The organism is Sphingomicrobium sp. XHP0239, assembly GCF_039555325.1.
In the GTDB taxonomy this organism is placed as follows: domain Bacteria; phylum Pseudomonadota; class Alphaproteobacteria; order Sphingomonadales; family Sphingomonadaceae; genus Sphingomicrobium; species Sphingomicrobium maritimum.
The window spans coordinates 109,563-133,549 of sequence record NZ_CP154608.1; the positions used below are offsets into that span (position 1 = coordinate 109,563).

Consider the following 23,987-nt stretch of genomic DNA (forward strand, 5'->3'; position numbering starts at 1 on the left):
CGAGGCAAGGCTGGCCTTCCGTCCCGCATTGCGCCAGAGGTGTGTCATGGACCTATATCAGCAACTGGGCCTGAAGCGCGGCGCGTCGGAAGCCGAGATCAAGACGGCCTACCGCAGCCTCGCCAAGCAGCTCCACCCCGATCGCAACAAGGACAATCCCAAGGCGGCCGAGCGGTTCGGCAAGGTGACGCAGGCGTACGACATTCTGTCCGACAAGAACAAGCGCGCCCAGTACGACCGGGGCGAGATCGACGAGGACGGCAACCAGAAATCGCCTTTCGGCGCAGGCTTCGGCGGCGGCGGGGGCGGCAGCCCGTTCGGTGGTCGCAGCGGACGCTCGCAGGGCTATCCGGGCGCCGGCGCGGGGCAGCAGGGGTTCGAGGAAGCCGATCTATCGGACCTGTTCGAGGGATTGTTCCGCGGCCAGCAGCAACAGCAGCAACAACAGCGCCAGTCGCGCGGCCCGTTCGGGCGCCGGGCCGAACCCCCGCGCAAGGGCGCCGACACCAATTATCGACTGACGGTACCGTTCGTCGACGCGGCGACGCTCGAGACGCAGCGGGTCAAGCTGTCCGACGGATCGACGCTCGACATGAAGCTGCCCGCTGGGGTCGAGGACGGGACCAAGGTGCGGCTCGCCGGGAAGGGCGATGCCGGCCCGGCGGGTCGCGGCGATGCGATCGTCACGGTCAAGATTTCGGGGCACAAGCATTTCCGCCGCGACGGCAACGACATCCGCCTCGACCTGCCGATCAGCCTCAAGGAGGCGGTCGAAGGGGGCAAGGTGAAGGTGCCGACCGTCGACGGAGCGGTCACCATGACCATCCCGGGCGGAACCAGTGGCGGCACCGTGATGCGGTTGAAGGGCAAGGGCTTTTCCAAGCGGACGGGTGGTCGCGGCGACCAGCTCGTCACGCTGGAAATCGCGATCCCGAAGGATGATCCCGCGCTGGCGCAGTTCGTCGCCGGATGGTCGCATCCCGGGAACGTGCGCGAAGGAATAAGCGGCTGAGTTCGCGCTCGCCCCATTCCCCCGAGGCGCGACGGCGGCGCCTCGCTGCGCTGCGGGCGAAATTCGGCAAGGACGCGATCCGCCGATTGCGCGACAGCGACCGCCCGTGGGAAGTCACCAAGCGAGTCGCGATCGGCGTCTATTCGGACGGGTTCATCCATGCCGGCAACCTCGCCTACATCTCGATGCTGGCGATCTTTCCCTTCATCATCCTCGCCACCGCGATCGCGACCCTGATCGGCGAGGGCGGGGCGAGCGACAGCGCCATCCTCACCATCCTGTCGCGGCTGCCGCCCAACGTGGCCGAGGCGCTGGCCGAGCCCCTGTTCGAAGTGTCGGAGCGTCGGCCGGGACCGCTGTTGTGGTTCGGGGCGCTGATCGGCCTGTGGACGACGGGCAGCTTCATCGAGACGATCCGCGACGTGCTGCGCCGTGCCTATGGGGTTCGGATGGTGGCACCTTTCTGGGAATATCGACTGGCGTCGATCGGACTGATCGTGGGATCGGTGTTCCTCCTCATCGTCGCTTTCGCGACCAGTCTGACGCTGTCGAGCATCCAGCAACTGATCACGCAGTTCCTGCCCGTGACCGAGGAGGGGGCGGGCGTGGTCGCGCTGTTGCGGATCATTCCCGCCATCACGCTGTACGTCACCGTCTACATCATCATCTGGACGCTGACCCCGACCCGCTATCGCCGCGAGAATTGCCGATTGTGGCCGGGGGCGCTGGCGATCACCCTGTGGTGGCTGATCACCGTCGCGATCCTTCCGGTGGCGGTGCAGTCGTTCGGCGGCTACGGGCGCACCTACGGCAGCCTGGCCGGCGCGATGGTCGCGCTCATCTTCTTCTACATCGTCGGGCTGGGCGTCGTGATCGGCGCCGAACTGAACGCCGCGCTGGCCGACGCGGGGGACAAGGCGCTAGAAGGCGAAGAATATGATGGCCCGCACGCCGCCGAGCTCGACTATGAGGAGCGCGGCGAGGACGAGGCGGACAAAGAGGAGGAAGAACGGGCATGATCATGAAGGGCAAACGCGGGCTCATCATGGGGTTGGCGAACAACAAGTCGCTGGCCTGGGGCATTTCGAAGAAACTGGCGGACGAAGGTGCCGAACTGGCGTTCAGCTATCAGGGCGAGGCTCTGGAAAAGCGGGTGCGTCCGCTCGCCGAGGAACTGGGCAGCGATTTCCTGATCGAGTGCGACGTCGCCGACATGGACAATCTCGACGCCGCCTTCGCGACACTGAAGGAGCGGTGGGACAGCCTCGACTTTGTCGTCCACGCGATCGGCTTTTCGGACAAGAACGAGCTTCGCGGAAAGTATGTCGACACCAGCCTCGACAACTTCCTGATGACCATGAACATCTCCGCCTACAGCTTCGTGGCGGTGGCCAAGCGGGCGCGCGAGATGATGAGCGAAGGCGGGTCGATCCTCACGCTGACCTATTACGGCGCTGAGAAGGTCATCCCCCACTACAACGTCATGGGGGTCGCGAAGGCGGCGCTGGAGACCAGCACGCAATATCTAGCGGCCGATCTGGGGCCCGAGGGAATTCGCGTCAACGCGATCAGCGCGGGGCCCATCAAGACGCTGGCGGCCAGCGGGATCGGCGATTTCCGCTACATCCTCAAATGGAACGAATATAATTCGCCGCTCCGCCGCAACGTGACGATCGAGGACGTCGGCGGGTCGGCGCTCTATCTGCTCAGCGATCTGGCCAGCGGCGTGACGGGCGAGGTGCTGCACGTCGACGCGGGCTATCATGTGGTCGGGATGAAGGCGGAGGACGCGCCCGACATCACCACCGCCGGATGATCGCGCGGCGCGTCTCGATCACCGGAAAGGTGCAGGGCGTGTTCTTCCGCAAGACCACGCAGGAGGAAGCGCGGGCGCTCGGCGTCATCGGCTGGGTGCGGAACTGCGACGACGGGAGCGTGGAGGCGCATCTGGAGGGCGAGCAGGATGCGGTCGATGCACTGATCGACCGGCTGCGGTCCGGGCCGCCCAATGCGAAGGTCGACGCACTCGATGCGCGCGCGGTCGAGCCCGAAGGCCATGACGGGTTCGCGGTCCGTCACTGACTGCTGGCGCGGATGGGCGCGGCGGTTCAAGGCCGATGCGCTGCTCGTATGGCTGGCGGCGCGCGATCCCGCGGTCCCGAAAGGAGCCAAGCTGCTCGCGTTTCTGACCGCGGCCTATGCGTTCAGCCCGGTCGACCTGATCCCCGATTTCATCCCCGTGCTCGGGCTGCTCGATGACCTCGTCATCGTGCCGCTGGGGGTGTGGCTGACACTGCGACGGATACCTGAAGGGCAGGTGTCGCGTCTGCGCCGCGAGGCGGCGGCGCTGGCGGAAAAGCCGGTCAGCTGGATCGGACTGGCGGCGGTGGTCGCCTGTTGGATTCTGATCGCCCTGTGGGTGTGGCGCGTGCTGGTCTAGGCGGGCTTGCGGCCGATCAGCGTGCCCTTTTCGCCGCCTTTCCAGAGATGGAAGTCCATGTCGGGAAATTCGCGGCGCCAGCGGCGTGCCACCATCCGTTCGCCGGGACGGCTGGCATCGTCGAGCAGCACCGTCGCGCCGGGCGCGAGGTGGCGGAACAGCCGCGCCGCCCCTCCGCGCGTCATCGGGTGGATGGTCCACGGCGGCCCGTCGATGATCATCAGGTCGATGCCGTCTTCCAGCGGACCGGTATCGTAGAAGAGGCCGGGCCAGTCATCGTCGATAGGCTGGAGCGCGGCGTGACGAATGTCGGCGGTCAGACCGTGCTCGGATAGCCAGCGCGACGTCTGTTCGACGAAATCGGCGTGCTGATCGAAGCTCGTGTGCGGCGGGCAGTCGGCCTTCTGGAGCGCTCGCGCGATGACGAGGCTGGAGGCGCCGCAGCCGAATTCGACGACCCGCTGGGGTCGAAGTTCGGCGATCAGATCGCAGACGAGATGGAGGAGGCCGGTATCGGCCTTCCACGAACCGAGGTTCGGCAGCGCATCGTCGGGCAGATCGAGGCGCCGCAGCAGCCGCGCCTTTTCGGCCTTTGACCCGCCGCGCAGGCTCTTGATCAGGAACGGCGCGGTAGCAGGGGCGAACAGGGCCCAAGTGAGCTTGTCGCGGAGCCCGACATGGGCGTCGGCCTCGTGATCCTTGGGCATGAAGCCCGTCTGCTCGCGGCTGGTCACTGGCTGAAGGGGTCCGAGACGAGGATCGTGTCGTCGCGCTCGGGGCTGGTCGATAGCAGCGTGACCGGACAGCGGACCAGCTCCTCGATCCGGCGGACATATTTGATCGCGGCGGCGGGCATGTCGGCCCAGCTGCGCGCGCCCGCGCTGGTTTCGGACCAGCCGGGCATTTCCTCGTAGACCGGTTCGATCCGCGACTGGAGCCCCGCGTTGGCGGGCAGATAGTCGTACTCCTCGCCGTCGATGCGGTAGCCGGTGCAGATCTTGACGGTGTCGAGGCCGTCGAGAACGTCGATCTTCGTCAAGGCGATGCCGTTGATGCCGGTGACCGCGACCGATTTTCGGACCAGCACCGCGTCGAACCAGCCGCAGCGGCGCTGGCGGCTGGTGACCGTGCCGAATTCATGGCCGCGTTCGCCGAGACGCTGGCCGATCTCGTCGTGCAGTTCGGTCGGGAAGGGGCCGGAGCCGACGCGGGTGGTATAGGCCTTGGTGATCCCCAGCACGGTGCCAGCGGCGCTCGGCCCCATGCCGCTGCCCGCGCCCACGGTGCCGGACACGGTGTTGGACGAGGTGACGAAGGGATAGGTGCCGTGATCGACGTCGAGGTGCGTGCCCTGCGCGCCTTCGAACAGGATGCGCTTGCCCGCGCGGCGTGCCTCGTCGAGGTCGCGCCAGACCGGGCGCGCGAAGGGCGCGACGAAGTCCGCGATGCCGCGCAAGTCCGTCATCAGCTTGTCGCGGTCGATCGGGTTCTGCCCGAAGCCCGCGCGCAGATGGTCGTGGTGGGCGCAGAGCCGTTCGAAGATGGGCGCGATCTCGTCGAGGTTGGCGAGGTCGCACACGCGAATCGCGCGGCGGCCGACCTTGTCTTCGTAGGCGGGGCCGATGCCGCGCCGGGTGGTGCCGATCTTGCCCTTTTCCAACGCATCCTCGCGCAGCGCGTCGAGATCGCGGTGGATGGGGAGAATGAGCGGCGTGTTCTCGGCGATCCAGAGCTTGTCGGGCGTGATGTCGAGACCCTGTCCGCGCACCTTCTCGATCTCGTCGCGCAGCGCCCAGGGATCGAGGACGACGCCGTTGCCGATCACGCTGGGTGTGCCGCGGACGATGCCCGAGGGAAGGAGCGACAATTTGTAGGTGGTGCCGCCGACGACCAGCGTGTGGCCGGCATTGTGCCCGCCCTGGAAACGGACGACCAGATCGGCGCGTGCCGCCAGCCAGTCGACGATCTTGCCCTTGCCCTCATCGCCCCACTGGGCGCCGATGACGGTAACGTTGACCATTGTAGTGGGAATCCTGCCCTGGACGGTTCGCCCGCTGGCTAGGGCATCGGCGCGCCAGCGTCCAGTCCGTGTGGAACCTGCGCGGCGCCGTACACGCTTGAGGAAGGAGACAAAGGAGCGCCCGAAAAATGACCGACCAGCCGATGCTGACCCTCAACGACGATCGCCAGATGCCGCAACTGGGATTTGGAACCTACAAGATCGATACGCGCGATGCGGTCGAGGCCGTGCAGAGCGCGGTCGACGTCGGCTACCGGCTGATCGACACCGCCGCCATCTACGGCAACGAGGAGGGCGTGGGCGAGGCGCTGGCCAAGCATCCCGACATCTGGCTGACCACGAAGGTGTGGAACGAGGACCAGGGCTACGAGGAAGCCAAGACCGCGTTCGGCCACAGCCTCAATCGGTTGGGCCGAGAGGACGTCGACCTGCTGCTGATCCACTGGCCGTGCCCCGACAAGGGCAAGTTCGTCGACACGTGGAAGGCGCTGATCGAATTGCGCGAAGAAGGACGGGCCAAGTCGATCGGCGTTTCCAACTTCCGTGAGGAGGATCTGCGGCTCCTGATCGAGGAGACGGGGTTCGCACCGGCGGTCAACCAGATCGAGCTGCATCCCGATTTCCAGCAGTCGGCGCTTTACAGGGTGCACGAGGAGCTCGGCATCGTGACGCAATGCTGGTCACCGCTGGGGCAGGGCGACGCGATGAAGTCGGCGGTGGTCCAGCGGCTCGCCAAGACGCACGACGTGTCGCCCGCGGCGATCGTGCTTCGCTGGCATCTCCAGTGGGGCCTGTCGGCGATCCCCAAGGCATCGAGCCGCGAGCATATCGAGGCGAACTATGCGGCGACGCACATCCGGCTGAGCGACGAGGAAATGGCCCAGATCGACGCGCTCGACGATCCGGACGGTCGAATCGGGCCCGATCCGAACGAATTCTGCTAGTCGAACCGCCCCTAGTCGAACCGAAGCGCGACGACCTGGCGCACGTCGGGTAGCGAGCGCAGCGCGTCGAGAAGGCCGCGCGAGGGCGGGCTGTCGATCGCGATCAGTGCCAGCGCCTCGCCCCCGATATCGCGGCGACCGAGCGCGAAGGTCGCGATGTTGACGCCCGCATCGCCGAGCGTCGAGCCCAGCGCGCCGATGAAGCCCGGGGCGTCGGCGTTGACGATGTAAAGCATCGGGCCGTTGATCTCGGCCTCGATCGGAACGCCGAACATTTCCACGAGACGGGGATTGTCGCTGCCGAACAGGGTACCCGCGACCGATCGCTTAATGCCGTCGCGGAGCGTCGCCTTGACCCGCACGAGCGTGTGATAGTCGCCTTCGTGGCGGTGACGCACCTCGCTGACGTCGAGGCCGCGATCCTTGGCCAGCACGGGGGCGTTGACCATGTTCACGCTGCTGGAATAGCTGCCCATCAGCCCCGCCAGCACTGCGCCCGAAATGGGGGTGATGTTGAGTTCGGCGGCCGCGCCCTCGACCCCGACCGAGATGGCGGCGACATCCTCGCCCAGCACCTGTCCGACGAGGCGGCCGAGATTGGTCGCGAGCCCCATGTAGGGTCGGACGCGCGGCGCTTCCTCCGCGCTGATCGAGGGGGAATTGATGGCGTTGGTGACTGCGCCGGTGAGGAGATAGTCACTCATCTGTTCGGCGACCTGGATGGCAACGTTGACCTGCGCCTCGGTGGTCGATGCGCCAAGATGGGGGGTGGAGACGAAGCCCGGGGTGCCGAACAGCGGGCTGTCGGTGGCGGGTTCCGTTTCGAACACGTCCAAGGCCGCGCCCGCGACCTGGCCGCTGTCGAGCATGTCCTTGAGCGCGGCCTCATCGATGAGGCCGCCGCGCGCGCAGTTGACGATGCGGACGCCCTTCTTGGTCTTTTCCAAGGACTCGCGCGAAAGGATGCCGCGGGTCTCGTCGGTCAGCGGCGTGTGGAGAGTGATGAAGTCGGCGCGCTTGAGAAGATCGTCGAGCGTCACCTTTTCGATGCCGAGATCGACCGCGCGTTCCTCTGTCAGGAAGGGGTCGTACGCGACGACCTTCATGCGGAGGCCCTGTGCGCGGCTGGCGACGATCGAGCCGATGTTGCCCGCGCCGATCAGGCCCAGCGTCTTGCCGGTAAGTTCGACGCCCATGAAGCGCGACTTTTCCCACTTGCCCGCCTGAGTCGAGGCGTCGGCGGCGGGGAGTTGGCGGGCAAGCGCGAACATCAGCGCGATCGCATGTTCGGCGGTCGTGATCGAATTGCCGAAGGGCGTGTTCATCACGACAACGCCCTTTTGGGTGGCGGCGGGAATGTCGATGTTGTCGACGCCGATGCCCGCCCGGCCGATCACCTTGAGGTTGTCGGCAGCCTCGAGAATGGCGGCGTTCGGCCTGGTCGCGGAGCGGACGGCGAGGCCGTCATACTGGCCGATGATGGATTGGAGGTCGTCGGGCGAGAGGCCGGTTTTCTCGTCCACGTCGATCCCCCGTTCGCGGAAGATCTCGGCGGCACGCGGATCCATCTTGTCGGCGATCAGAACCTTCATTGCGTTTCACTCCATGCCCAGTCGAGCCACGGCCCGAGAGCCTCGATGTCGGCGGTGTCGACGGTCGCGCCGCACCAGATCCGGAAGCCCGGAGGCGCGTCGCGATAGGCGCCGAAGTCATAGGCGACGCCCTCGTCCTCGATCATCCGGACCATCGCCTTGATCCGGTCGGGATCGGCGTCGGCGGTGAGGCAGACGCCCGTCACGCTGCGCAACGCGGGATCGGGGCAGAGGTGATCGAGCCAGTCGCGCGCATCGACCAGTCGGTCGACCGCGGCGGCATTGGCTTCGCTGCGCGCGATCATGCCGTCGAGGCCGCCGACCGACCGGGCCCAGTCGAGGCTGTGGATCGCATCCTCGACGCACAGCATCGAGGGGGTGTTGATCGTCGCGCCGGTAAAGATGCCCTCGTCGAGCTTGCCGTCGCTCTTGGTCAGCCGGAACAGCTTGGGCAGCGGGCGGTCGGGGACGTGGGTTTCGAGGCGTTCGACCGCTCGGGGCCCGAGGATGAGGACGCCATGCGCCGCCTCGCCGCCGAGCACCTTCTGCCACGAGAAGGTGGCGACATCGACCTTGTCCCACGGGATCCGCATCGCGAACACCGCGCTGGTCGAATCGGCGAAGGTCAGGCCGGCGCGATCGGCGGGGATCCAGTCGCCGTCCGGCACGCGCACGCCCGAGGTGGTGCCGTTCCAGGTGAAGAGCACGTCATGGTCGAAGTCGACCGCGCCCAGGTCGGGAAGTTCGCCATAGTCGGCGGTGACGAGATTGCCTTCGACGTCGAGCTGGTCGGCGACGTCCTTGACCCAGTCCTTGCCGAAGCTCTCCCAACCCATCGCGGTGACGGGACGGGGGCCGAGCATGGTCCACATCGCCATTTCGAACGCGCCCGTGTCGGAGCCGGGAACGATTCCGATTCGGTGGCTGTCGGGAAGGTCGAGCAGTTCGCGCATGAGCGCGATGCAGTGCGCCAGACGCGCCTTGTTGTGCGCGCCGCGATGCGACCGGCCGAGGCCGTCGAGGTTCAGCTTGTCGGGGCTCCATCCCGGCGGCTTGGCGCACGGTCCGGACGAGAAATAGGGGCGCACGGGGCGCTCGGTCGGCTTCGTCATCATATGCTCTCCTCCCAGAGAGGTGCGCCGCGTTGGGGCGGCGTGGCCCGTGTTTTGTCTAGCGCGCGGGCGGAGGACGGGAAAGGCGCGATCGAGGCCGTAGTGAAGGATTCACTAAAGATCGGCTGCAGACCCTTAAAGCGCCTCGAATTAGTTAACATGGGATAAGAGTTGCCTCAACTCATCCCAGCGTTTTCACATCTCGTCCGGGTTTCGGGAACATCGGCTTGAGTTTCTTAAGGTTTAGCCGACACGTCTGGCTTACGAATTTCGGGCGGCATCCGTGTCGCTCGTGGGGAATAGGCGGTGGGGACCGCCTTTTTGGGATGGATCGGCTCGATCAAGACGGGCCGGACGGAATATTCGGGAGCGGGTGGACAATGGCAGCAACGAACAAGCGCACGGGTATCTTTCGCGACAGGGAAATCTTCCTTCGTGACGGCGAACGGGTGACCCGGGTGAAGGTTTCGATTTTCGCGCAGGTTTTCGCCTTCGCGATGCTGTTCGGCCTGACCGGCTGGTCGGGCTTCGCCACCGCGCAGCTCATCAACGAGCGTGAAGCGAGCCTCAGCCTCGAGCAGGAAATCGCCTGGCACGAGCAGATCGAGGAGCGTCAGCGCGTTCTCGCCACGCTCGCCAATCGTCTGCTCGACGAGCAGTATGCCGCGCAGGTCAAGGAACTCGAGCATCTCGGCGTCGCCGACCGCCTCGAGACGGCCACCGGCCAGGGCGGTCCGTTCGAAAGCGCCAGCGAGGGCGATGAAACCTTCGCCAAGCTGTTCAAGAGCTGGAAGCGGCTCGACAATCTCGCCGACGGCGCCATCGCGGTTCCTTCGGCCAAGCCCGTCGAGGCGGCGCGCCTGACCTCGAGCTACGGTACGCGTAACGACCCCTTCAAGAATCGCCGTGCGCGCCACGCCGGTATCGACCTTGCCGGACCCATCGGGACGCCGATCCAGGCGACCGCCGACGGTGTCGTGAAGCGGGCCGGCTGGAATTCGGGCGGCTACGGCAACCTCGTCGAGGTCGATCACGGCAACGGTATCATCACCCGCTACGCCCACCTGTCGCAGGTCGGTGTCCGTGCGGGCCAGCGCGTCACCCGCGGCGAACAGATCGGCAAGATGGGTTCGACGGGTCGTTCGACCGGCAGCCACCTACACTACGAAGTGCGGATCGACGGCCGCTCGGTGAACCCGATCCCCTTCATGGAATCGACCGATTATCTCCTCGCGCTGCGCGACGCCGATGCGGCGGACGCGATGCACGGCCTCGGGGGTGCCAACGACTGATTGCGCCGTAGACCCTAAAAGGCTCCACGACGGGCGGGTTGCTAGCGCGGCCCGCCCTTCTTACATGCCGATCATGAGCAAACCCGTCCTGACCCCCGCCGCCGCGACCCGCGTTCGCGCGATCGCCGACAAGCAGGAACGTCCCGCGATGCTGCGGCTGTCGGTCGAGGGCGGAGGGTGCGCCGGTTTCACCTATCGATTCGAACTGGGCGAGCCAGAGGAGGGCGACATCCGTACCGAGACCGACGGCGTCGCGCTGCTCGTCGATCCGACCAGTTTCGACTTCCTCGACGGTTCGTCGGTGGATTTCGTGGAAAATCTGGGCGGCGCGAGCTTCCAGGTGACCAACCCCAATGCCCAGTCGGGCTGCGGCTGCGGCACCAGCTTCTCGATCTGAGGCGCCAATAGATGCCGAGCATCGTAACCTTCAACATCAACGGCATCCGCGCGCGGTTGGCGCGGCTGACCGAATATCTGGCGAAGGAAAAGCCCGACATCGTCTGCCTTCAGGAACTGAAGAGCATGGACGACAGCATTCCCAAGAAGGAATTCGAGGAGGCGGGCTATCCGGGCATCTGGCACGGGCAGAAGAGTTTCAACGGGGTCGCGATCCTGGCGCGGGGCGAGGAGCCCGAACTGATTCGCACGGGGCTTCCCGACGACCCCAATCCCGACCAGTCCCGCTACATCGAGGCGGACGTGATGGGCATGCGGGTCGCCAGCATCTACCTGCCCAACGGCAATCCGGTGGGGACGGATAAATTCACCTACAAGCTGGAATGGCTCGAGCAATTGCGGTTGCACGCCGCCGACCTCCTGGCGCGCGAGCGGCCGACGGTGCTGGCGGGCGATTACAACGTCATTCCCGAGGATCGCGACACATGGTCGCGCTCGGCGATGGCGAACGACGCCCTGTTCCAGCCGGAGAGCCAGCAGGCGCTGCGGCGGATCGTGGCGCAGGGGTGGACCGATGCGCTGCGCAGCTTTCATCCCGACGAGGCGAAACTCTATACCTTCTGGGATTATCAGCGCGGCGCGTGGCAGCGCGATGCGGGCTTTCGCATCGACCACCTGCTCTGTTCGCCCGCGGCGGCGGACCGGCTGACGGGGGCGGGCGTCCACAAATGGGCGCGCGGCGAGGAAAAGGCCTCCGACCACGCGCCCGTATGGGCCAATTTCGCGTGACGCCGACTAGCCGTTGACGATCGTCCCGCCGTTGGGGTGGAGGACCTGTCCGCTGATGTAGCTGGAATCCTCGCAAGCAAGGAACAGGTAGCTCGGCGCGACCTCGTTGGGCTGGCCGGGGCGGCCCATCGGCGTGTCCTCGCCGAAGCTGTCCATCTTTTCCGGCAACATTCCGCCCGAGGGGTTGAGCGGGGTCCAGATCGGGCCGGGCGCGACCGCGTTCACGCGGATGCCGTCCTCGACGAGGTTTGCGCTCAACGACCGCGTGAAGGCCGTGATCGCGCCCTTGGTCGCCGAATAGTCGAGCAGGACCGGTTGGCCCTTGTACATGGTGATCGAGGTCGTGTTGATGATCGAAGCGCCCTTTTTAAGATGCGGGCGCGCGGCCTGCGTCAGGAAGAACATCGAGAAGATGTTGGACTGGAAGGTGCGGCGAAGCTGCTGTTCGCTGATGTCGGTGATCGCCTTGTCGGGATGCTGTTCGCCGGCATTGTTGACGAGCACGTCGAGGCGGCCGAATTTCTCGATCACGCGGTCGACGACCTTCTGGCAGGCATTGCTGTCGCCAAGATCGGTGGCGATCCCGAAGGCGCGCGCGCCTTCGTCCTCGCACAATTTCACGGTCTTTTCGGCGTCCTCGTCCTCGTTGAGGTAGACGAGCGCGATGTCGGCGCCTTCGCGCGCGAACAGGATGGCGACCGCGCGTCCGATGCCGCTGTCCGCGCCGGTGACGAGCGCGACCTTGCCCTTCAGCCGATCGGAGCCTGCGTAACGGGGCATGTACTCGGGGGTCGGATCGAGTTCGGCCTCGGAGCCCGGAAGGTCGGCCTCGTGGAGGCGTCTCTCGGTCGGGTCGGCGGGGATGGTTTCGATGGTGCTCATGGGAAATTCTCCTTTGTTCGTCGAACATTCGTGGCGTCGGCTGGTGCCTTGTGCTGCGACCAATCGGGGCAACATTGCGTCGCTCGCCGCGTTGAGGGGGCGAGGGCGGCCAGAATTCGAGGGAGATGATCATGTTCGCAAGGATCGCCGCCGCCTGGATGACGGGCCTGTGCGTGTTCGCCGCCGCGCCTGCCGCCGCGCAGGATCCCGATGACGAGATCATCATCGAGAAGCGCATCGAGGTCGACGGCCAGAAGGCCCGCGAACAGGCGCGGGACATCACCGCGCGCACGAACAGCTACAGCGAGCCGATGGCGCGGTTCCAGGGCGAGATCTGTCCCGGCGTGTGGGGATTGCTGGAAGACAATGCGCAGGCCGTGATCGACCGCATCTTCGCCAATGCCGAGGCCGCCGACGTGCCGGTCAACCGCGAACCCAATTGCAAGGCGAACGTCTGGGCCATCGTCGTCAACGATCCCGCCGCGACCTATGCCGAGTTGCTGGAGGACAACAGTCCGCTCGTCCGTACGCTCAGCAAGGCGGAGCGCAATGCGGTCAGGGAGCAGCAGGGTCCGGTGCGCGCGTGGAACATCGTCAGCACGCGCGACGAGGACGGCAATGCCGTCCTGACGGGCTTCGAGCTGGCGGCCGAATGGCAATCGGCGATCACCAACGGCACGCCGCCGCCCAGCGTCCCGACAAGCCGCATGTCGCGGCTGCACATTCCCGTGCGCGTCGACCTGGAACTGTCGGTGGTGCTGGTGGCGCGCTCCTCGCTCGGCGACATCGACAGCTATGCGCTGGCCGATTACGTCACCATGCGGGCACTGGCGCGGACGCAGGAACCCGACGAGCTGACCGATTTCGACACGGTCCTGTCGCTGTTCGCGGAAGGCCGACGCGCGGACCGGATGACCACCTTCGACCGCGCCTATCTGCGCAGCCTCTATCTATCGAGCGCGCACCGACCGAGCCGGATCGCGATGGCGAGCCTGACCAAGCTGATGGAAGAAGAGCTGAACGCGGGCGCGCCGCCTGAGCCGCGCTAGAGATCCCGTCCGTAGATTCGGTAGGTATGGTTGATGCCCGCGCCGGGCAGTTCGGCGATCGACATCATGCCGGCATTGTCTTCCAGTACCCAGCCGAACTCGCCCTGGTGGATGCCGTACTTCTCGACGCAGACGAGCCGCGTATATTCGATCAGCATGAAGGCCAGCTGGCTGGCGAGGCGGCCGCGCTGATGCGACTTGCGCACCCCCATGAGCGGCACACGCACGCGGCTGGCCCTCGCAGGATCGCGTAGGCGCCAGAGCAGCTTCGCCCAGCCAAAGGGAAACAGGCTGCCGCCGAGGTCGCGCAGATGTTCGTTGATGTCGGGAATGGTGATCATGAAGGCGACGGGTTCGCCGTCATATTCGGCGATCTTGACCAGATCCTCGACGATGATCGGTTTGAGTTTCTTGCCCGCATATTCGATCTCGGCGTCGGTCAATGGCACGAACCCCCAATTGTCCGACCAGGCGTCGTTGAGGATGTCGAGGATGATCGCGGCTTCCTCGTCGAACTTGGACCGGTCCACGTCGCGGATGACGATCCGGTCGGATTTGGCGCCCGCCTTGATCAGCCGATCGACGACGGGAATCATGTCAATGCGGATGTCGAGCGCGAAGGTATGGAGATCGCGGACCTTCTCGTAGCCCGCGCTCTCGACCCAGTGGCGATAGTCGGGGCGATGATGGCCCATCATCACCATCGGGGCTTCGTCGAACCCGTCGACCAGCAGGCCGGGTTCGTCCCAGATCGAAATGCTGAAGGGGCCGAGCGCCCGTTTCATGCCGCGATCGCACAGCCATTGGCGGGCGCGGTCGAGAAGCGCGTGGGCCGTTTCCTCGTCCTCGGCCTCGAACAGGCCCCAATGACCCTCGCCGGGGTAGCGATCGGTCCAGAGCGTGTCGATCTGCGCGCTGATCCGACCGACCACCCGCCCGTCGCGTCGAGCGAGGAAGAGCGCCAGCTGTCCGTGCGCGAACCAGGGGTTCCGGCCCGGGTCCAGCAGGGCGCGCGTTTCGGAGCGAAGCGGCGGCACCCAGACGGGATCGTCGGCGTAGAGACGGTAGGGCAGATCGACGAAGGCTCGGCGATCGGCCCGGGAGGTGACGGGGGTGATGGTCAACGCGGCCATGTGCCTGCGCTAGCGCGGGGCGGGCCCCGTGTCATCCTGGCTTCATGTTGCACCTGCCAGACCGGTCCCCATATCGGGTCTGCGCCGCCTTGTTCGTGCCGTATTTGCGGCATAGTTCGGCGCCCGACCCTAGGAAATCTGTGGATGAATCTGGAACGACACGCCTTTTCGCCCGACCATGCGGGTATCGACGACAATGTCGCGCCGCCGCGCCCCACGCGCGGACGGGTGGACGACGACGTGTCGATGCTGAAGGCGGCGGCGAGCCTGACGCGCGATCTGAACCGGCCCGATGCCAAGGTGTTTTGGGGCGATCTGATCGCCTCGGTGGTGATCGGCTACGGCGCGCTCATCGGAGCGATGGGGACGACGGCGTTGGCCTGGAAGCTGGCGCTGGGCGTGGTGGCGATCCTCGCCATCTATCGCGCGGGCAGCTTCATCCACGAGATCGCGCACATCAAGAAGGGCGATCTTCCTCATTTCCGCACCGTCTGGAACCTGCTCGTCGGGATTCCGCTGTTCGCGCCCAGTTTCATGTACGAGGGCGTGCACAACCAGCATCATGCAAAGACCAAGTTCGGGACGATCGACGATCCCGAATATCTCCCGCTCGCCTCGATGAAGCCGTGGAGCCTGCCGCTGTTCATGATCTACGGCACCTTCGCGCCGTTCCTCCTGCTGTTCCGGTTCGCCGTGCTGGCGCCGTTGAGCTTCTTCTCGAAGCGGCTGCGCAAGGAAGTGGTCGAGAAATATTCGGGGCTGCAGGTCAATCCCGATTTCCGCCGCGCGTGGCCCGAGGGCGATGCGGCGCGGCGCTTCACGCTGCAGGAAGTGGGCGGGACGATGTGGGCCTGGACGCTGCTGGCGCTGGTCGTGACCGGTACCTTGCCGCTGCATGCCTTCGCGACCTTCATGGCGGTGGCGTGCGGGATGATGGGGATCAACCAGTTGCGCACGCTGGTCGCGCATTTCTGGGAAAATGACGATCGCCAGCCGATGAGCGTGACCCAGCAGTATCTCGACAGCGTGAACGTGCCGCCGCCCGCGCTGCTGCCCGCGTTGTGGGCGCCGGTGGGCCTGCGCTATCATGCGCTGCATCACCTGTTGCCGGGCGTGCCCTATCACAACCTCGGCAAGGCGCACCGGCTGCTGGTGCGCGAGCTGGAGGCCGATTCGTCCTATCACAAGACGAGCCGGTCGGGGCTGTGGGTGCTGATCGCCAACCTGACGCGCCAGTCGTTCGCACGCCGCTAGGGCGCGCGATCTACTCCTCGGACCGGATCAGGATCGTCTCGCCCAGCGCGGCGAACAGCGCGACGGGCCCCCATGCGGCGAGCAAGGGCGGATAGACACCCGCATTGCCGAGCGCGAGCGCGAGATTGTCGGTCACGAAATACGCGAACCCCAACGCCATTCCGATCACCGCGCGCAGCAAGAGCTGGCCCGAGCGCGCCAGACCGAACGCCGCGACCGCCGCCAGGAGAGGCATGAGGACGGTCGAGAGCGGTCCGGTGATCTTGTGCCACCAGCCGGCCTCCGCGAAGGTCGTCGGCAGTTCGGCGGCCTCCAGATCTTCGATGGTGCCCTTGAGCGTGAAGATGTCGATCGCCTCGGGGTCGACCTTGGCGAGACGGAACTGTTGCGGCTCCAGTCCCTCGAGGCCGCGGCCTTCGTCGGCTTCGGTCACGAGCGCCATCTGCGCGTCGTAGCGGGAGATGCCCTCGAACGCCCAGGCGTTGCCCGCGGGGCGCGCGCGGTCGATCTCCACGATCCGTTCGATCCTCCCGTTCTCGCGCTGATAGAGGGTGAGGTCGGTGAGGCGGAAGTCGGCGTCGTCGCCGGCGGCGCGGCGGGCGTGAAGCAACGTCTCGTCCTGGCTCAACCAGATGTCGGCATATTCGCCGGTTTCGGGTTCGACGGGTTCGTAGTCGGCATCCTTCCAGACATTGACGATCCGCGCGGCATCGACGGTGACGGTCTCGTTGAACACGAACAGGCCCGCCGCCACCACGCTCGCGGCGAGGATCATGGGGGCGAGGATCTGGTGCGCGGACAGGCCCGCCGCCTTCATCGAGACGACCTCGCTGTTCTGGTTGAGGCTGGCGAAGGCGATGAGGCAGCCCAGCAGCACCGAGAAGGGCAGGAAGCGGGTCACCAGCATCGGAAGGCGCAGGCCCGCGTAGCGCCACAGGTCGGCCTCGGTATTGCCCTCGACCCCGAGAATCTTGCTCGATTCGCCGAGAAGGTCGAGCATCAAGAGCACCATGATGAGCGCGAGCAGGACCGCCAGGCTGCGCGTCACGAACAGCTTGATCATGTAGAGCGCGATCGCGCGGCTGGGGAGAAAATCGAAGTTCATGCGGTTCGCGTATCGGCGAGGGCGCGGCGCTGGCGGGCGCGGGCGCGCGGATCGGGAAGGAGCTTGCGGACGGTCTTGCCGAGCTTGGCGAATACCGCCTCGAGCGCGCCGATCGGCTGTCCCCCGGGACGGTGGGCGATGACGTGATACATCCAGCCGATGAGGACGACGAGCAGGAAGAAGGGGACGTAGAGCGCCAGTTCGGGATTGAGCCGCCCCTGCGCGCCCGCGCCTTCTGCCCACTGATTGATCTTGTGATAGGTCACCACCATCACGATCGCGATGAAGATGCCCAGCGAGGACGACGAGCGCTTGGGCGGCACCGCCAGCGCCACGGCGAGCAACGGCAGCATCAGCATCATCAGGACTTCGACCAATCGAAAATGCAGGTTGGCGCGGGCGGCCAGCTGGCGTTCGGGATCGACGCCCGGTTGCAGATAGGCGACGCGGGCGAGTTCGGGGAGATAGAGTTCCTTGATCTCCTCCAGCCCGCGCGAACGGAAGGCGCCGACCTCCGGCAGGCTGACGGGCAGGTCGTAGGTCTCGAACGAGAGAGTCCGCGGGGTGGCGAAATTGCTGTCGTCCTGAATCAGGCGTCCGTCGCGCAGGCGGAAGATGATCGTGTCGGGATCGTCGGTGGCAAGGAATTCGCCCGCGCTGGCGGTGGCGGCGACGTCCATCTCGTCGTTCTGGACCGCGACGAAGATGCCCTGCAGCTGCATTCCGTCGTCCTCCGACCGGTCGATGCGCAAGGTGATGTCGCCCAGCCGGTTGAATTCGCCGACCTTGATCGACGCGCCGAGCGTGCCCGAGCGCAGGTCGAAGCGCAGCCCCTCGTAATTGTAGCGGGCATAGGGCTCGACGAACCCGACGATGAAGAGATTGAGCGCGAGCATCGCGATGGCGTAGATGTAGGGGACGCGGAGCATCCGCCCATAACCGACCCCGATGCCGCGAAAGGCGTCGAGTTCGCTCGACAGGGCCAGTTTGCGAAAGGCGAGCAGCACGCCGAGGAGCAATCCGATGGGGATGCCGAGCGCGAAATATTCGGGCAGCGAGTTGGCGAGCAGTTCGAACACCACGCTGACGGGGCCGCCAGCGTCGATGACGAAATCGAACAGGCGCAGGATCTTGTCGAGCACCAGCAGCATCGCGGCCAGCATCAGCGTGCCGAGCAGGGGCACGAAGATGGTCTTGGCGAGATAGCGGTCGATCAGCGCCACGGGGGCTCCCATTCCAGTATGCGACCACGAAATCGCCGCGTTCACCCGGCAGCGGGTGGTCCGGACACGGGGCGGCGGCCGCGCGTTGCCTGTGCCTTCCGACGGGAGCGAGTGTCAATCATGTGGAAAGACCGGGTGTCCGGCGCAAGGGGCGCGCGGACGCGGTCAGGCGGTTCCGGTGGCGCGGGTGTCGTCGGAGCCCGTCGCGCGGCGCAGCGTCTCGGTCACGGCCGCGGACAGTGCGCCGACGGTGAAGGGCTTGCGCAGCAGTTCGTAGCCGCGAAGTTCGTCATTGTCGCCTTCGCCGACGTAGCCGGTGACGAAGAGGACGGCGATGTCGGCCTGTCGCCGCTTGAGTTCGGTCACCATCTGCGGACCGGTCATTTCGGGCATGATGACATCCGAGATGACGAGGTCGAAGCGGTCCGGTTCGAACAGCGCCAGCGCCTCCGCGCCGCTTGCGCAAGCGACGGGATCGTAGCCGAGGTCCTCGAGCGCGCCCATGGTGGCGGTACGGACCCGCTGATCGTCCTCGACCACCAGGATGCGCGCGTTGACGCAGACGGGATCGGCATCGTCGGTGGCGGTCTGCGCGGCGGCGGGGTGAAGATGCACGTTGTCGGCGACGCCTTCGGCGCGGGGCAGGTAGATGGCGACGGTGGTACCTTCGCCCACGACGCTGTCGATGCCGATGTCGCCGCCCGACTGGTGCGCGAAGCCGAAGATCTGGCTGAGGCCGAGGCCCGTTCCCTTGCCGACCTCCTTTGTGGTGAAGAAGGGTTCGAACGCGCGTTCGCGCACCTCGTCGGTCATGCCGGACCCCGTATCGACGACGGCGATACGGATATACTCACCCGCGCGGAGCGACCCGACCTGGTCGGTGCCGAGGCGGACGTTTTCCGAGCGGATGATGAGATCGCCTTCGCCCTGCATCGCGTCGCGCGCGTTTAGGGCGAGGTTGAGGAGCGCGTTTTCGAGTTGGTGCGGATCGACGAAGACCGGCCAGACACCCGGGGCGACGTCGTAGCGGATGGTGATCTGCTCGCCCAGCGACCGGTCGAGGAGATCGCGCATGGCGTCGATCATCGCCGCCGGATCGACGGCTTCGGGAAGTAGCGGCTCGGAACGGGCGAAGGAGAGGAGTCGGCGGGTGAGCGCGGCGGCGCGATTGGCGCCGTCCATGGCGTTCGACAAATGGTTGAGGACTTCCGAGCGTGGCCCGTCGATGCGGCGACGGGCGAGATCGAGCCCGCCGACGACCACCGCGAGCATGTTGTTGAAATCGTGCGCGATGCCGCCGGTCAGCTGGCCCACGGCCTCCATCTTCTGCACCTGGCGTAGCTGCGCTTCGGCGGTGGCGCGTTCTTCGGCTTCGGCGCGCAGCGCCTCGTTGGCGGAGCGCAGTTCGGCGGTGCGTTCGGCGACCGCCTCTTCCAGCACGCTGGCGCGTTCGGTCTCGCTCTCCGCCTGTTTGCGCGTGAGGGCATATTGGCGGAACACCTCGAACGCGAAGCCACCGAGGATGACCGCCATCGATCCCGCGAGAATGCCGAGAACGATGAGATAGTTGTTGAGCGAATTGGCGCGCGCCGAGAACGTCCGCGTTTGGTCGATCGAATTGACGAGCGTGTCGCGTTCGGCGGCCGCGATGTCCTGCATCTGGCGGCGAAGCAGCGGGCCGGTGTCGGACCGTCCGGCGGCGTAGAAAAGGTTGATGCCCCCTTCGCGTTCCTGCGCGGCGGCGGCGCGGGCGGCGGCGCTCAATTCCGCGTCGCGAGCACGGAACAGGTCGATGAGGACGGCGACGCGCTGCGCCTGTTCGGGATTGTCGAGGGTTAGCCGATAGAGCTGATTGAGTTGCTGGCGGGCAAGTCGCCAATTGTCCTGGTAGAGATTGCCGCTTTCATTCTCCTCGTCGAGGACGAAGCGGCCGAGCGCGGCCTCGGAGCGCGAGATGCTGGCGTCGATGGTGCGGGTCAGCAGCGTGACGTCGTAGGCGCTGCGCTCGCGCTGCATCGCCTCGTCGCGCATTTCGGACGAGGTCGCGACCAGCCAGATGGTGACGACCAGCGCAATCATGGCGACCGCGGCGATGGCGGCCACCCCTACGCGACGCCAATCGGCCGCGCCCTTATGTTCCCCGTCAGACATAGACGATTGATTCATAGGCCGAACGGGTGAATTGGCCAAGTCTAGATCGCTCCGACTGCCTTGCCGGCGCGTTCGAACATCCCGAGAATCTCTCCAACCTGCTCGTCGGTATGGAGCGCGCAGAGCGAACAGCGCAGCAGCGTCATGCCCGCAGGCGTGGCGGGCGGGCGGGCAAGATTGACATAGAGACCCTCGTGAAGGAGCGCCTCCCACATCTTCGCGCCGCGTTCGAGGTCGGGCATGATGACGCTGATGATCGCCGATTGGGGTTCGTCGGTGCCGAGCTGGAAGCCGAGGTCCTTGAGGCCGCGATGAAGGCGGCGCGAATTCTTCCACAGATGCGCGCGCTTGTCCGATGCGGACATGATCTTGCGGATCGAGGTGGCGGCGGTGGCCATGACACTGGGCGGCAGCGAGGCGGTGAACACGTAGCCCCGGCTGACCAGTCGCATGATTTCGAACTTGGGATGGTTGGAGACACAATAGCCCCCCACCGTGCCGACCGATTTGGAAAAGGTGCCGATGATGAAGTCGACGTCGTCGAACACGCCCTGTTCCTCGGCGACGCCGCGGCCATTTTCGCCGATGAAGCCCATCGAATGCGCTTCGTCGACGAGCACCATCGCGCCATGTTCCTTGCATAGGGGCACCATCTCGGCGAGCGGCGCGGCGTCGCCGAGCATTGAATAGACGCCTTCGAGAATGACCAGCTTGCCCGCTTCGGGCGGGAGCCGCTTGAGGCGCTTCTCGAGCGCCTCGACGCTGTTGTGGCGGAAGGGGACGATCTGCGCGTCGCCCATCGCGCAGCCATCGAAGATGGACGCATGGCTGTCCATGTCGAGGATGATGTAATCCTCCTTCCCCGCGATCGTGCTGATAATCCCGGTATTGGCGAGATAACCGGTCGAGAAGACCATCGCATGATCGGTTCCGAAGAACTCCATCAGCGCGGCTTCGCAGTCCTTGTGGGGGGCGTAGGTGCCGTTGAGGACGCGGCTGCCGGTCGTGCCGGAGCCGAAGTCGTCCAGTGCCTTCTTGCCCGCCGCGATCACGTCGGTATCGAAGGTCATGCCCATGTAATTGTAGGTGCCGAGCAGGATCGTCTCGCGCCCGTTGCACATGGCGACGGTGGGGGAGACGACCTCCTCCATTACCAGGCTGAAGGGATCGGTGACCCCGGTCGAAAGAAGTGCCTCGCGCTGGTCGATCAGCGGCTGGAACTTGTCGAACAGGTCGCCGCGATGATCGTCGGGGGTCGGCGCTGCGGAGACCGGGAGATCGCTGCCCGTGCCGCTCATTCGGAGACCATCTTCGTGACGGCGTCGACGAGCTGGCCGACCTTCTCGATCTCGGCCTGCTGGTTCATGGTGATGAGGATGTCGAATTCGTCCTCCACCTCGGCGACGAAGTCGAGAACGGTGAGGCTGTCCCATTCGAGGTCCTGCGCGAAGCGGGTTTCCTCGGTCACCTCGACGCCCTTCTTGTTGAAGTCGTCGATGAGCTTGAAGACGCGGGTCTTCACGTCGTTACGGTCGGTCATGGCGGTTTTTCCTAAGGTTCGGCGCGGCCAATGGCAATGGAATGGGGCGGAAAGAGGGCCGGAAAGGCGCTACAGCCAGCCCGCCTCGCGGTACCAGGCAGCGGTGTCGGCGAGCCCCTTCTCGGTCGCGACCTGCGGCTGCCACAGGTCGGGTTCGGGCCGTTTCAATGGGTTCACGGCCCAGTCGGGATGACAGAAATAGGCGGCGCGGTCGGGGGTGAGCTTGGCCTTGTCTCCGCGCAGCATCCGGTCGATCCGGGCGCCCGCCTCGACGATCGGCTTGGGCATCGAGAGGGTGACGTTGCCGCGCCCCACGGCGCGGCCGAGGACCTTGGCGAACGCGACATGGGTCCACGCATCGGCGGTGCCGTCGTCGGGTTCGAGGACGAGGCCGCTGCGCCCCGCACCGTCGGCGAGGGCGATCAGGAGCCGCGCCAGATCGTCGGCGTGGATCAGCGACAGCTTGCCCCGCGGCGGCAGCATGACGATTCCGCGCCGCGCCATCTTGAACAGCTCCAGCGTTTCGCGGTCGCCGGGGCCGTAGACGGCGGGCGGGCGGACGATGACATGGTCGAGCCCGGCGGTCTTCACGGCGGTTTCGCTACGCGCCTTCGACGCTCCGTAGAGCGAGAGCGAGGGTTCGCGGGCGGCGAGGCTGGAGACATGGACGAAGCGGGAGACGCCGGCGTCCTTCGCGGCGGCAAGCACGTTCTTCGTGCCCTCGACATTGCCGCGCTCGAAGCCCTCGGCATCGGGGGCGTTGATGACGCCCGCAATGTGGATGACGGCATCGGCACCGTCGCAGAGGTGGGCCAGCGCGGCGGGATCGTGAAGGTCGCCTTCGACCCAGGTCACGCCGTCCCGCGGTTCCTGCGGACGGCGGGTCAGGCAGGCGAGGGGGCGGTGTTTCTTGGCCGCGAGCGCGAGCAGGCGACCGCCCACGAAGCCGGTCGCACCGGTGACGGCGAGGGTCACTCCGCCATCCTCACAGCGGAGACCAGTCCGGCTCCTCCGGCTCGTCGCCGTAGCCGCTGTCGTCGCTGGTTCCGGCCGCTTTCTTTTCCGGAAGCAGTTCGGCGATGCAGTCGAGCAGCGTGCCCATGCCGGTGCCGGTCATGGCGCTGACCTCGAGCACATCGGTGACGCCGACGCCGGCCAATTCATCGCGCGCGATGGCGAGCACGTCCTCGTCGACCGTATCGACGCGGCTGAGGCAGACGATCTCGGCTTTGTCCTCCAGCTCCTCGCCATAGGCCTCGAGCTCGTCGCGGACGGTGCGATAGGCCTTCGCCGGATCGCCGCCATCGGCATCGACGAGGTGGACGAGCAGCTTGGTGCGTTCGACATGGCCGAGGAACCGGTCGCCGATCCCCGCTCCTTCCGCTGCGCCTTCGATCAGTCCGGGGATGTCGGCCATCACGAAATCCCGGCCCTTGTGATGAACCATGCCGAGCTTCGGATGGATGGTCGTGAAGGGATAGGCGCCGGTCTTGGCCTTGGCGTTGGACACGGCGTTGACCAGCGTGGACTTGCCCGCATTGGGAAGGCCGACGAGGCCGACGTCGGCCAGCAGTTTCAGGCGCAGCCAGACCCATGCTTCCTCGCCCGGCATCCCCGGCTGGTGCTGGCGCGGGGCACGATTGGTCGAGGTCTTGTAGGACAGGTTGCCGCGGCCACCGATGCCGCCGTGCAGCAGGCGCACTTCCTGCCCTTCCTTCTCGAGGTCGGCGATCAGGCTGCGCTCCTCGTCGTCCGCGAGGATCTGGGTCCCGACGGGGACGTCGATGATCAGATTCTTGCCGCCAGCACCGGTCTGGTTGCGGCCCGCGCCGCCTTTGCCGCGCGGGGCCTTGAAATGCTGCGTGTAGCGAAAGTCGATCAGCGTGTTCAGCGCGGGAACGGCGCGGAAGACGATGTCGCCGCCCTTGCCGCCGTTGCCGCCGTCGGGGCCGCCGAATTCGATATGCGCCTCGCGGCGGAAGCTGACGGCACCGGGTCCGCCGGCGCCGCTCGCGATGAAGATTTTCGCCTGGTCGAGAAAATGGGCCATCGG

Annotated in this window: 24 protein-coding genes; 11 read left to right on the forward strand and 13 right to left on the reverse strand. The window is 66.1% G+C overall.

Translation table 11 applies throughout. The annotated features are described in order from the left end of the window. Positions 1-46: 46 nt before the first annotated feature. The 5 genes from WJT74_RS00555 to WJT74_RS00575 are packed head-to-tail and all read left to right on the forward strand — an operon-like array spanning position 47 to position 3,452. A complete protein-coding gene (locus WJT74_RS00555) occupies positions 47-1,012 on the forward strand; it encodes a DnaJ C-terminal domain-containing protein (RefSeq protein ID WP_343345607.1) in 966 nt (321 codons plus the stop codon). Further along, complete coding sequence (locus tag WJT74_RS00560; protein ID WP_343345610.1) at positions 970-2,031, forward strand: YihY/virulence factor BrkB family protein; 1,062 nt, start codon at positions 970-972, stop codon at positions 2,029-2,031. The genes WJT74_RS00555 and WJT74_RS00560 overlap by 43 nt, the downstream gene beginning before the upstream one ends. A gap of 2 nt (positions 2,032-2,033) precedes the next feature. After that, a complete protein-coding gene (gene fabI, locus WJT74_RS00565) occupies positions 2,034-2,828 on the forward strand; it encodes an enoyl-ACP reductase FabI (RefSeq protein WP_343348215.1) in 795 nt (264 codons plus the stop codon). Beyond that, positions 2,825-3,094 carry an acylphosphatase gene (locus WJT74_RS00570; protein WP_343345613.1) on the forward strand — a complete coding sequence of 90 codons (270 nt, stop codon included), beginning with the start codon at positions 2,825-2,827 and terminating at the stop codon, positions 3,092-3,094. The genes fabI and WJT74_RS00570 overlap by 4 nt, the downstream gene beginning before the upstream one ends. Next, positions 3,069-3,452: a YkvA family protein gene (locus WJT74_RS00575; protein WP_343345616.1), complete on the forward strand. Its 384-nt coding sequence runs from the start codon at positions 3,069-3,071 to the stop codon at positions 3,450-3,452. Before WJT74_RS00570 ends, WJT74_RS00575 begins: the two co-directional genes overlap by 26 nt. Here the strand turns inward: WJT74_RS00575 and WJT74_RS00580 are convergent. Both WJT74_RS00580 and WJT74_RS00585 read right to left on the reverse strand, forming a co-directional pair. Further along, the gene (locus WJT74_RS00580; protein WP_343345618.1) at positions 3,449-4,159 is read right to left on the reverse strand and encodes a class I SAM-dependent methyltransferase; all 711 of its coding nucleotides are present in this window, start codon (positions 4,157-4,159) and stop codon (positions 3,449-3,451) included. The two genes, WJT74_RS00575 and WJT74_RS00580, sit on opposite strands and share 4 nt — an antisense overlap. A gap of 23 nt (positions 4,160-4,182) precedes the next feature. Next, entirely contained in the window at positions 4,183-5,472 is a 1,290-nt protein-coding gene (locus tag WJT74_RS00585; RefSeq protein ID WP_343345620.1) for an adenylosuccinate synthase, read from the reverse strand. Positions 5,473-5,600: 128 nt separating this feature from the next. Here WJT74_RS00585 and WJT74_RS00590 point away from each other — a divergent pair, with 128 nt between their 5' ends. Further along, positions 5,601-6,416, forward strand: a complete 816-nt coding sequence (locus WJT74_RS00590; RefSeq protein WP_343345622.1) for an aldo/keto reductase — start codon at positions 5,601-5,603, stop codon at positions 6,414-6,416. Positions 6,417-6,427: 11 nt separating this feature from the next. On the opposite strand, the gene serA is transcribed toward WJT74_RS00590, so the two are convergent. Together serA and WJT74_RS00600 are read right to left on the reverse strand one after the other, a co-directional pair. Further along, positions 6,428-8,008, reverse strand: coding sequence for a phosphoglycerate dehydrogenase (gene serA, locus WJT74_RS00595; RefSeq protein ID WP_343345623.1), 1,581 nt, complete (start codon positions 8,006-8,008; stop codon positions 6,428-6,430). Then, positions 8,005-9,120, reverse strand: a complete 1,116-nt coding sequence (locus WJT74_RS00600; RefSeq protein ID WP_432215224.1) for a phosphoserine transaminase — start codon at positions 9,118-9,120, stop codon at positions 8,005-8,007. The genes serA and WJT74_RS00600 overlap by 4 nt, the downstream gene beginning before the upstream one ends. Before the next feature lie 380 nt (positions 9,121-9,500). Between WJT74_RS00600 and WJT74_RS00605 the strand changes: the two genes are divergently transcribed. From WJT74_RS00605 to xth, 3 genes are all read left to right on the forward strand, one after another. After that, complete coding sequence (locus tag WJT74_RS00605) at positions 9,501-10,412, forward strand: M23 family metallopeptidase (RefSeq protein ID WP_343345628.1); 912 nt, start codon at positions 9,501-9,503, stop codon at positions 10,410-10,412. Between the two features lie 73 nt (positions 10,413-10,485). Then, positions 10,486-10,809 (forward strand): HesB/IscA family protein, encoded by a 324-nt coding sequence (locus WJT74_RS00610; RefSeq protein ID WP_343345630.1) that lies wholly within the window; start codon positions 10,486-10,488, stop codon positions 10,807-10,809. Positions 10,810-10,820: 11 nt separating this feature from the next. After that, positions 10,821-11,597 (forward strand): exodeoxyribonuclease III, encoded by a 777-nt coding sequence (gene xth / locus WJT74_RS00615; protein ID WP_343345633.1) that lies wholly within the window; start codon positions 10,821-10,823, stop codon positions 11,595-11,597. A 6-nt stretch (positions 11,598-11,603) separates the two neighbouring features. Here the strand turns inward: xth and WJT74_RS00620 are convergent, their stop codons facing one another. Beyond that, positions 11,604-12,479 carry an SDR family oxidoreductase gene (locus tag WJT74_RS00620; protein ID WP_343345635.1) on the reverse strand — a complete coding sequence of 292 codons (876 nt, stop codon included), beginning with the start codon at positions 12,477-12,479 and terminating at the stop codon, positions 11,604-11,606. A gap of 131 nt (positions 12,480-12,610) precedes the next feature. Here WJT74_RS00620 and WJT74_RS00625 point away from each other — a divergent pair, with 131 nt between their 5' ends. Further along, positions 12,611-13,528, forward strand: a complete 918-nt coding sequence (locus tag WJT74_RS00625) for a hypothetical protein (protein WP_343345638.1) — start codon at positions 12,611-12,613, stop codon at positions 13,526-13,528. Here WJT74_RS00625 and WJT74_RS00630 read toward each other — a convergent pair. After that, the gene (locus WJT74_RS00630) at positions 13,525-14,661 is read right to left on the reverse strand and encodes an N-acetyltransferase (protein WP_343345640.1); all 1,137 of its coding nucleotides are present in this window, start codon (positions 14,659-14,661) and stop codon (positions 13,525-13,527) included. The two genes, WJT74_RS00625 and WJT74_RS00630, sit on opposite strands and share 4 nt — an antisense overlap. Positions 14,662-14,805: 144 nt before the next feature. Here WJT74_RS00630 and WJT74_RS00635 point away from each other — a divergent pair, with 144 nt between their 5' ends. After that, positions 14,806-15,915: a fatty acid desaturase family protein gene (locus WJT74_RS00635; RefSeq protein WP_343345643.1), complete on the forward strand. Its 1,110-nt coding sequence runs from the start codon at positions 14,806-14,808 to the stop codon at positions 15,913-15,915. Positions 15,916-15,925: 10 nt separating this feature from the next. Here WJT74_RS00635 and lptG read toward each other — a convergent pair whose 3' ends face one another. From lptG to obgE, 7 genes are all read right to left on the reverse strand, one after another. After that, positions 15,926-17,020, reverse strand: a complete 1,095-nt coding sequence (lptG, locus tag WJT74_RS00640; RefSeq protein WP_343345645.1) for an LPS export ABC transporter permease LptG — start codon at positions 17,018-17,020, stop codon at positions 15,926-15,928. Continuing rightward, complete coding sequence (locus tag WJT74_RS00645; RefSeq protein WP_432215245.1) at positions 17,017-18,183, reverse strand: LptF/LptG family permease; 1,167 nt, start codon at positions 18,181-18,183, stop codon at positions 17,017-17,019. Before WJT74_RS00645 ends, lptG begins: the two co-directional genes overlap by 4 nt. A gap of 225 nt (positions 18,184-18,408) precedes the next feature. After that, complete coding sequence (locus WJT74_RS00650; protein WP_343345650.1) at positions 18,409-20,346, reverse strand: response regulator; 1,938 nt, start codon at positions 20,344-20,346, stop codon at positions 18,409-18,411. Between the two features lie 89 nt (positions 20,347-20,435). After that, positions 20,436-21,692, reverse strand: coding sequence for a serine palmitoyltransferase (gene spt, locus WJT74_RS00655; RefSeq protein ID WP_343345652.1), 1,257 nt, complete (start codon positions 21,690-21,692; stop codon positions 20,436-20,438). Next, positions 21,689-21,934: an acyl carrier protein gene (locus tag WJT74_RS00660; protein WP_343345655.1), complete on the reverse strand. Its 246-nt coding sequence runs from the start codon at positions 21,932-21,934 to the stop codon at positions 21,689-21,691. Before WJT74_RS00660 ends, spt begins: the two co-directional genes overlap by 4 nt. Before the next feature lie 69 nt (positions 21,935-22,003). Continuing rightward, positions 22,004-22,909 (reverse strand): NAD-dependent epimerase/dehydratase family protein, encoded by a 906-nt coding sequence (locus WJT74_RS00665; protein WP_343345657.1) that lies wholly within the window; start codon positions 22,907-22,909, stop codon positions 22,004-22,006. A 10-nt stretch (positions 22,910-22,919) separates the two neighbouring features. Next, entirely contained in the window at positions 22,920-23,984 is a 1,065-nt protein-coding gene (obgE, locus tag WJT74_RS00670) for a GTPase ObgE (protein WP_343345660.1), read from the reverse strand. Positions 23,985-23,987 lie beyond the last annotated feature (3 nt).

Coding starts and splice junctions, on each gene's coding strand:
- WJT74_RS00555 (WP_343345607.1), top strand. CDS start 47: ATGGACCTATATCAGCAACTGGGCCTGAAGCGCGGCGCGTCGGAAGCC.
- WJT74_RS00560 (WP_343345610.1), top strand. CDS start 970: ATGGTCGCATCCCGGGAACGTGCGCGAAGGAATAAGCGGCTGAGTTCG.
- fabI (WP_343348215.1), top strand. CDS start 2,034: ATGAAGGGCAAACGCGGGCTCATCATGGGGTTGGCGAACAACAAGTCG.
- WJT74_RS00570 (WP_343345613.1), top strand. CDS start 2,825: ATGATCGCGCGGCGCGTCTCGATCACCGGAAAGGTGCAGGGCGTGTTC.
- WJT74_RS00575 (WP_343345616.1), top strand. CDS start 3,069: ATGACGGGTTCGCGGTCCGTCACTGACTGCTGGCGCGGATGGGCGCGG.
- WJT74_RS00580 (WP_343345618.1), bottom strand. CDS start 4,159: ATGCCCAAGGATCACGAGGCCGACGCCCATGTCGGGCTCCGCGACAAG.
- WJT74_RS00585 (WP_343345620.1), bottom strand. CDS start 5,472: ATGGTCAACGTTACCGTCATCGGCGCCCAGTGGGGCGATGAGGGCAAG.
- WJT74_RS00590 (WP_343345622.1), top strand. CDS start 5,601: ATGACCGACCAGCCGATGCTGACCCTCAACGACGATCGCCAGATGCCG.
- serA (WP_343345623.1), bottom strand. CDS start 8,008: ATGAAGGTTCTGATCGCCGACAAGATGGATCCGCGTGCCGCCGAGATC.
- WJT74_RS00600 (WP_432215224.1), bottom strand. CDS start 9,120: ATGACGAAGCCGACCGAGCGCCCCGTGCGCCCCTATTTCTCGTCCGGA.
- WJT74_RS00605 (WP_343345628.1), top strand. CDS start 9,501: ATGGCAGCAACGAACAAGCGCACGGGTATCTTTCGCGACAGGGAAATC.
- WJT74_RS00610 (WP_343345630.1), top strand. CDS start 10,486: ATGAGCAAACCCGTCCTGACCCCCGCCGCCGCGACCCGCGTTCGCGCG.
- xth (WP_343345633.1), top strand. CDS start 10,821: ATGCCGAGCATCGTAACCTTCAACATCAACGGCATCCGCGCGCGGTTG.
- WJT74_RS00620 (WP_343345635.1), bottom strand. CDS start 12,479: ATGAGCACCATCGAAACCATCCCCGCCGACCCGACCGAGAGACGCCTC.
- WJT74_RS00625 (WP_343345638.1), top strand. CDS start 12,611: ATGTTCGCAAGGATCGCCGCCGCCTGGATGACGGGCCTGTGCGTGTTC.
- WJT74_RS00630 (WP_343345640.1), bottom strand. CDS start 14,661: ATGGCCGCGTTGACCATCACCCCCGTCACCTCCCGGGCCGATCGCCGA.
- WJT74_RS00635 (WP_343345643.1), top strand. CDS start 14,806: ATGAATCTGGAACGACACGCCTTTTCGCCCGACCATGCGGGTATCGAC.
- lptG (WP_343345645.1), bottom strand. CDS start 17,020: ATGAACTTCGATTTTCTCCCCAGCCGCGCGATCGCGCTCTACATGATC.
- WJT74_RS00645 (WP_432215245.1), bottom strand. CDS start 18,183: ATGCTGGCCGCGATGCTGCTGGTGCTCGACAAGATCCTGCGCCTGTTC.
- spt (WP_343345652.1), bottom strand. CDS start 21,692: ATGAGCGGCACGGGCAGCGATCTCCCGGTCTCCGCAGCGCCGACCCCC.
- WJT74_RS00660 (WP_343345655.1), bottom strand. CDS start 21,934: ATGACCGACCGTAACGACGTGAAGACCCGCGTCTTCAAGCTCATCGAC.
- obgE (WP_343345660.1), bottom strand. CDS start 23,984: ATGGCCCATTTTCTCGACCAGGCGAAAATCTTCATCGCGAGCGGCGCC.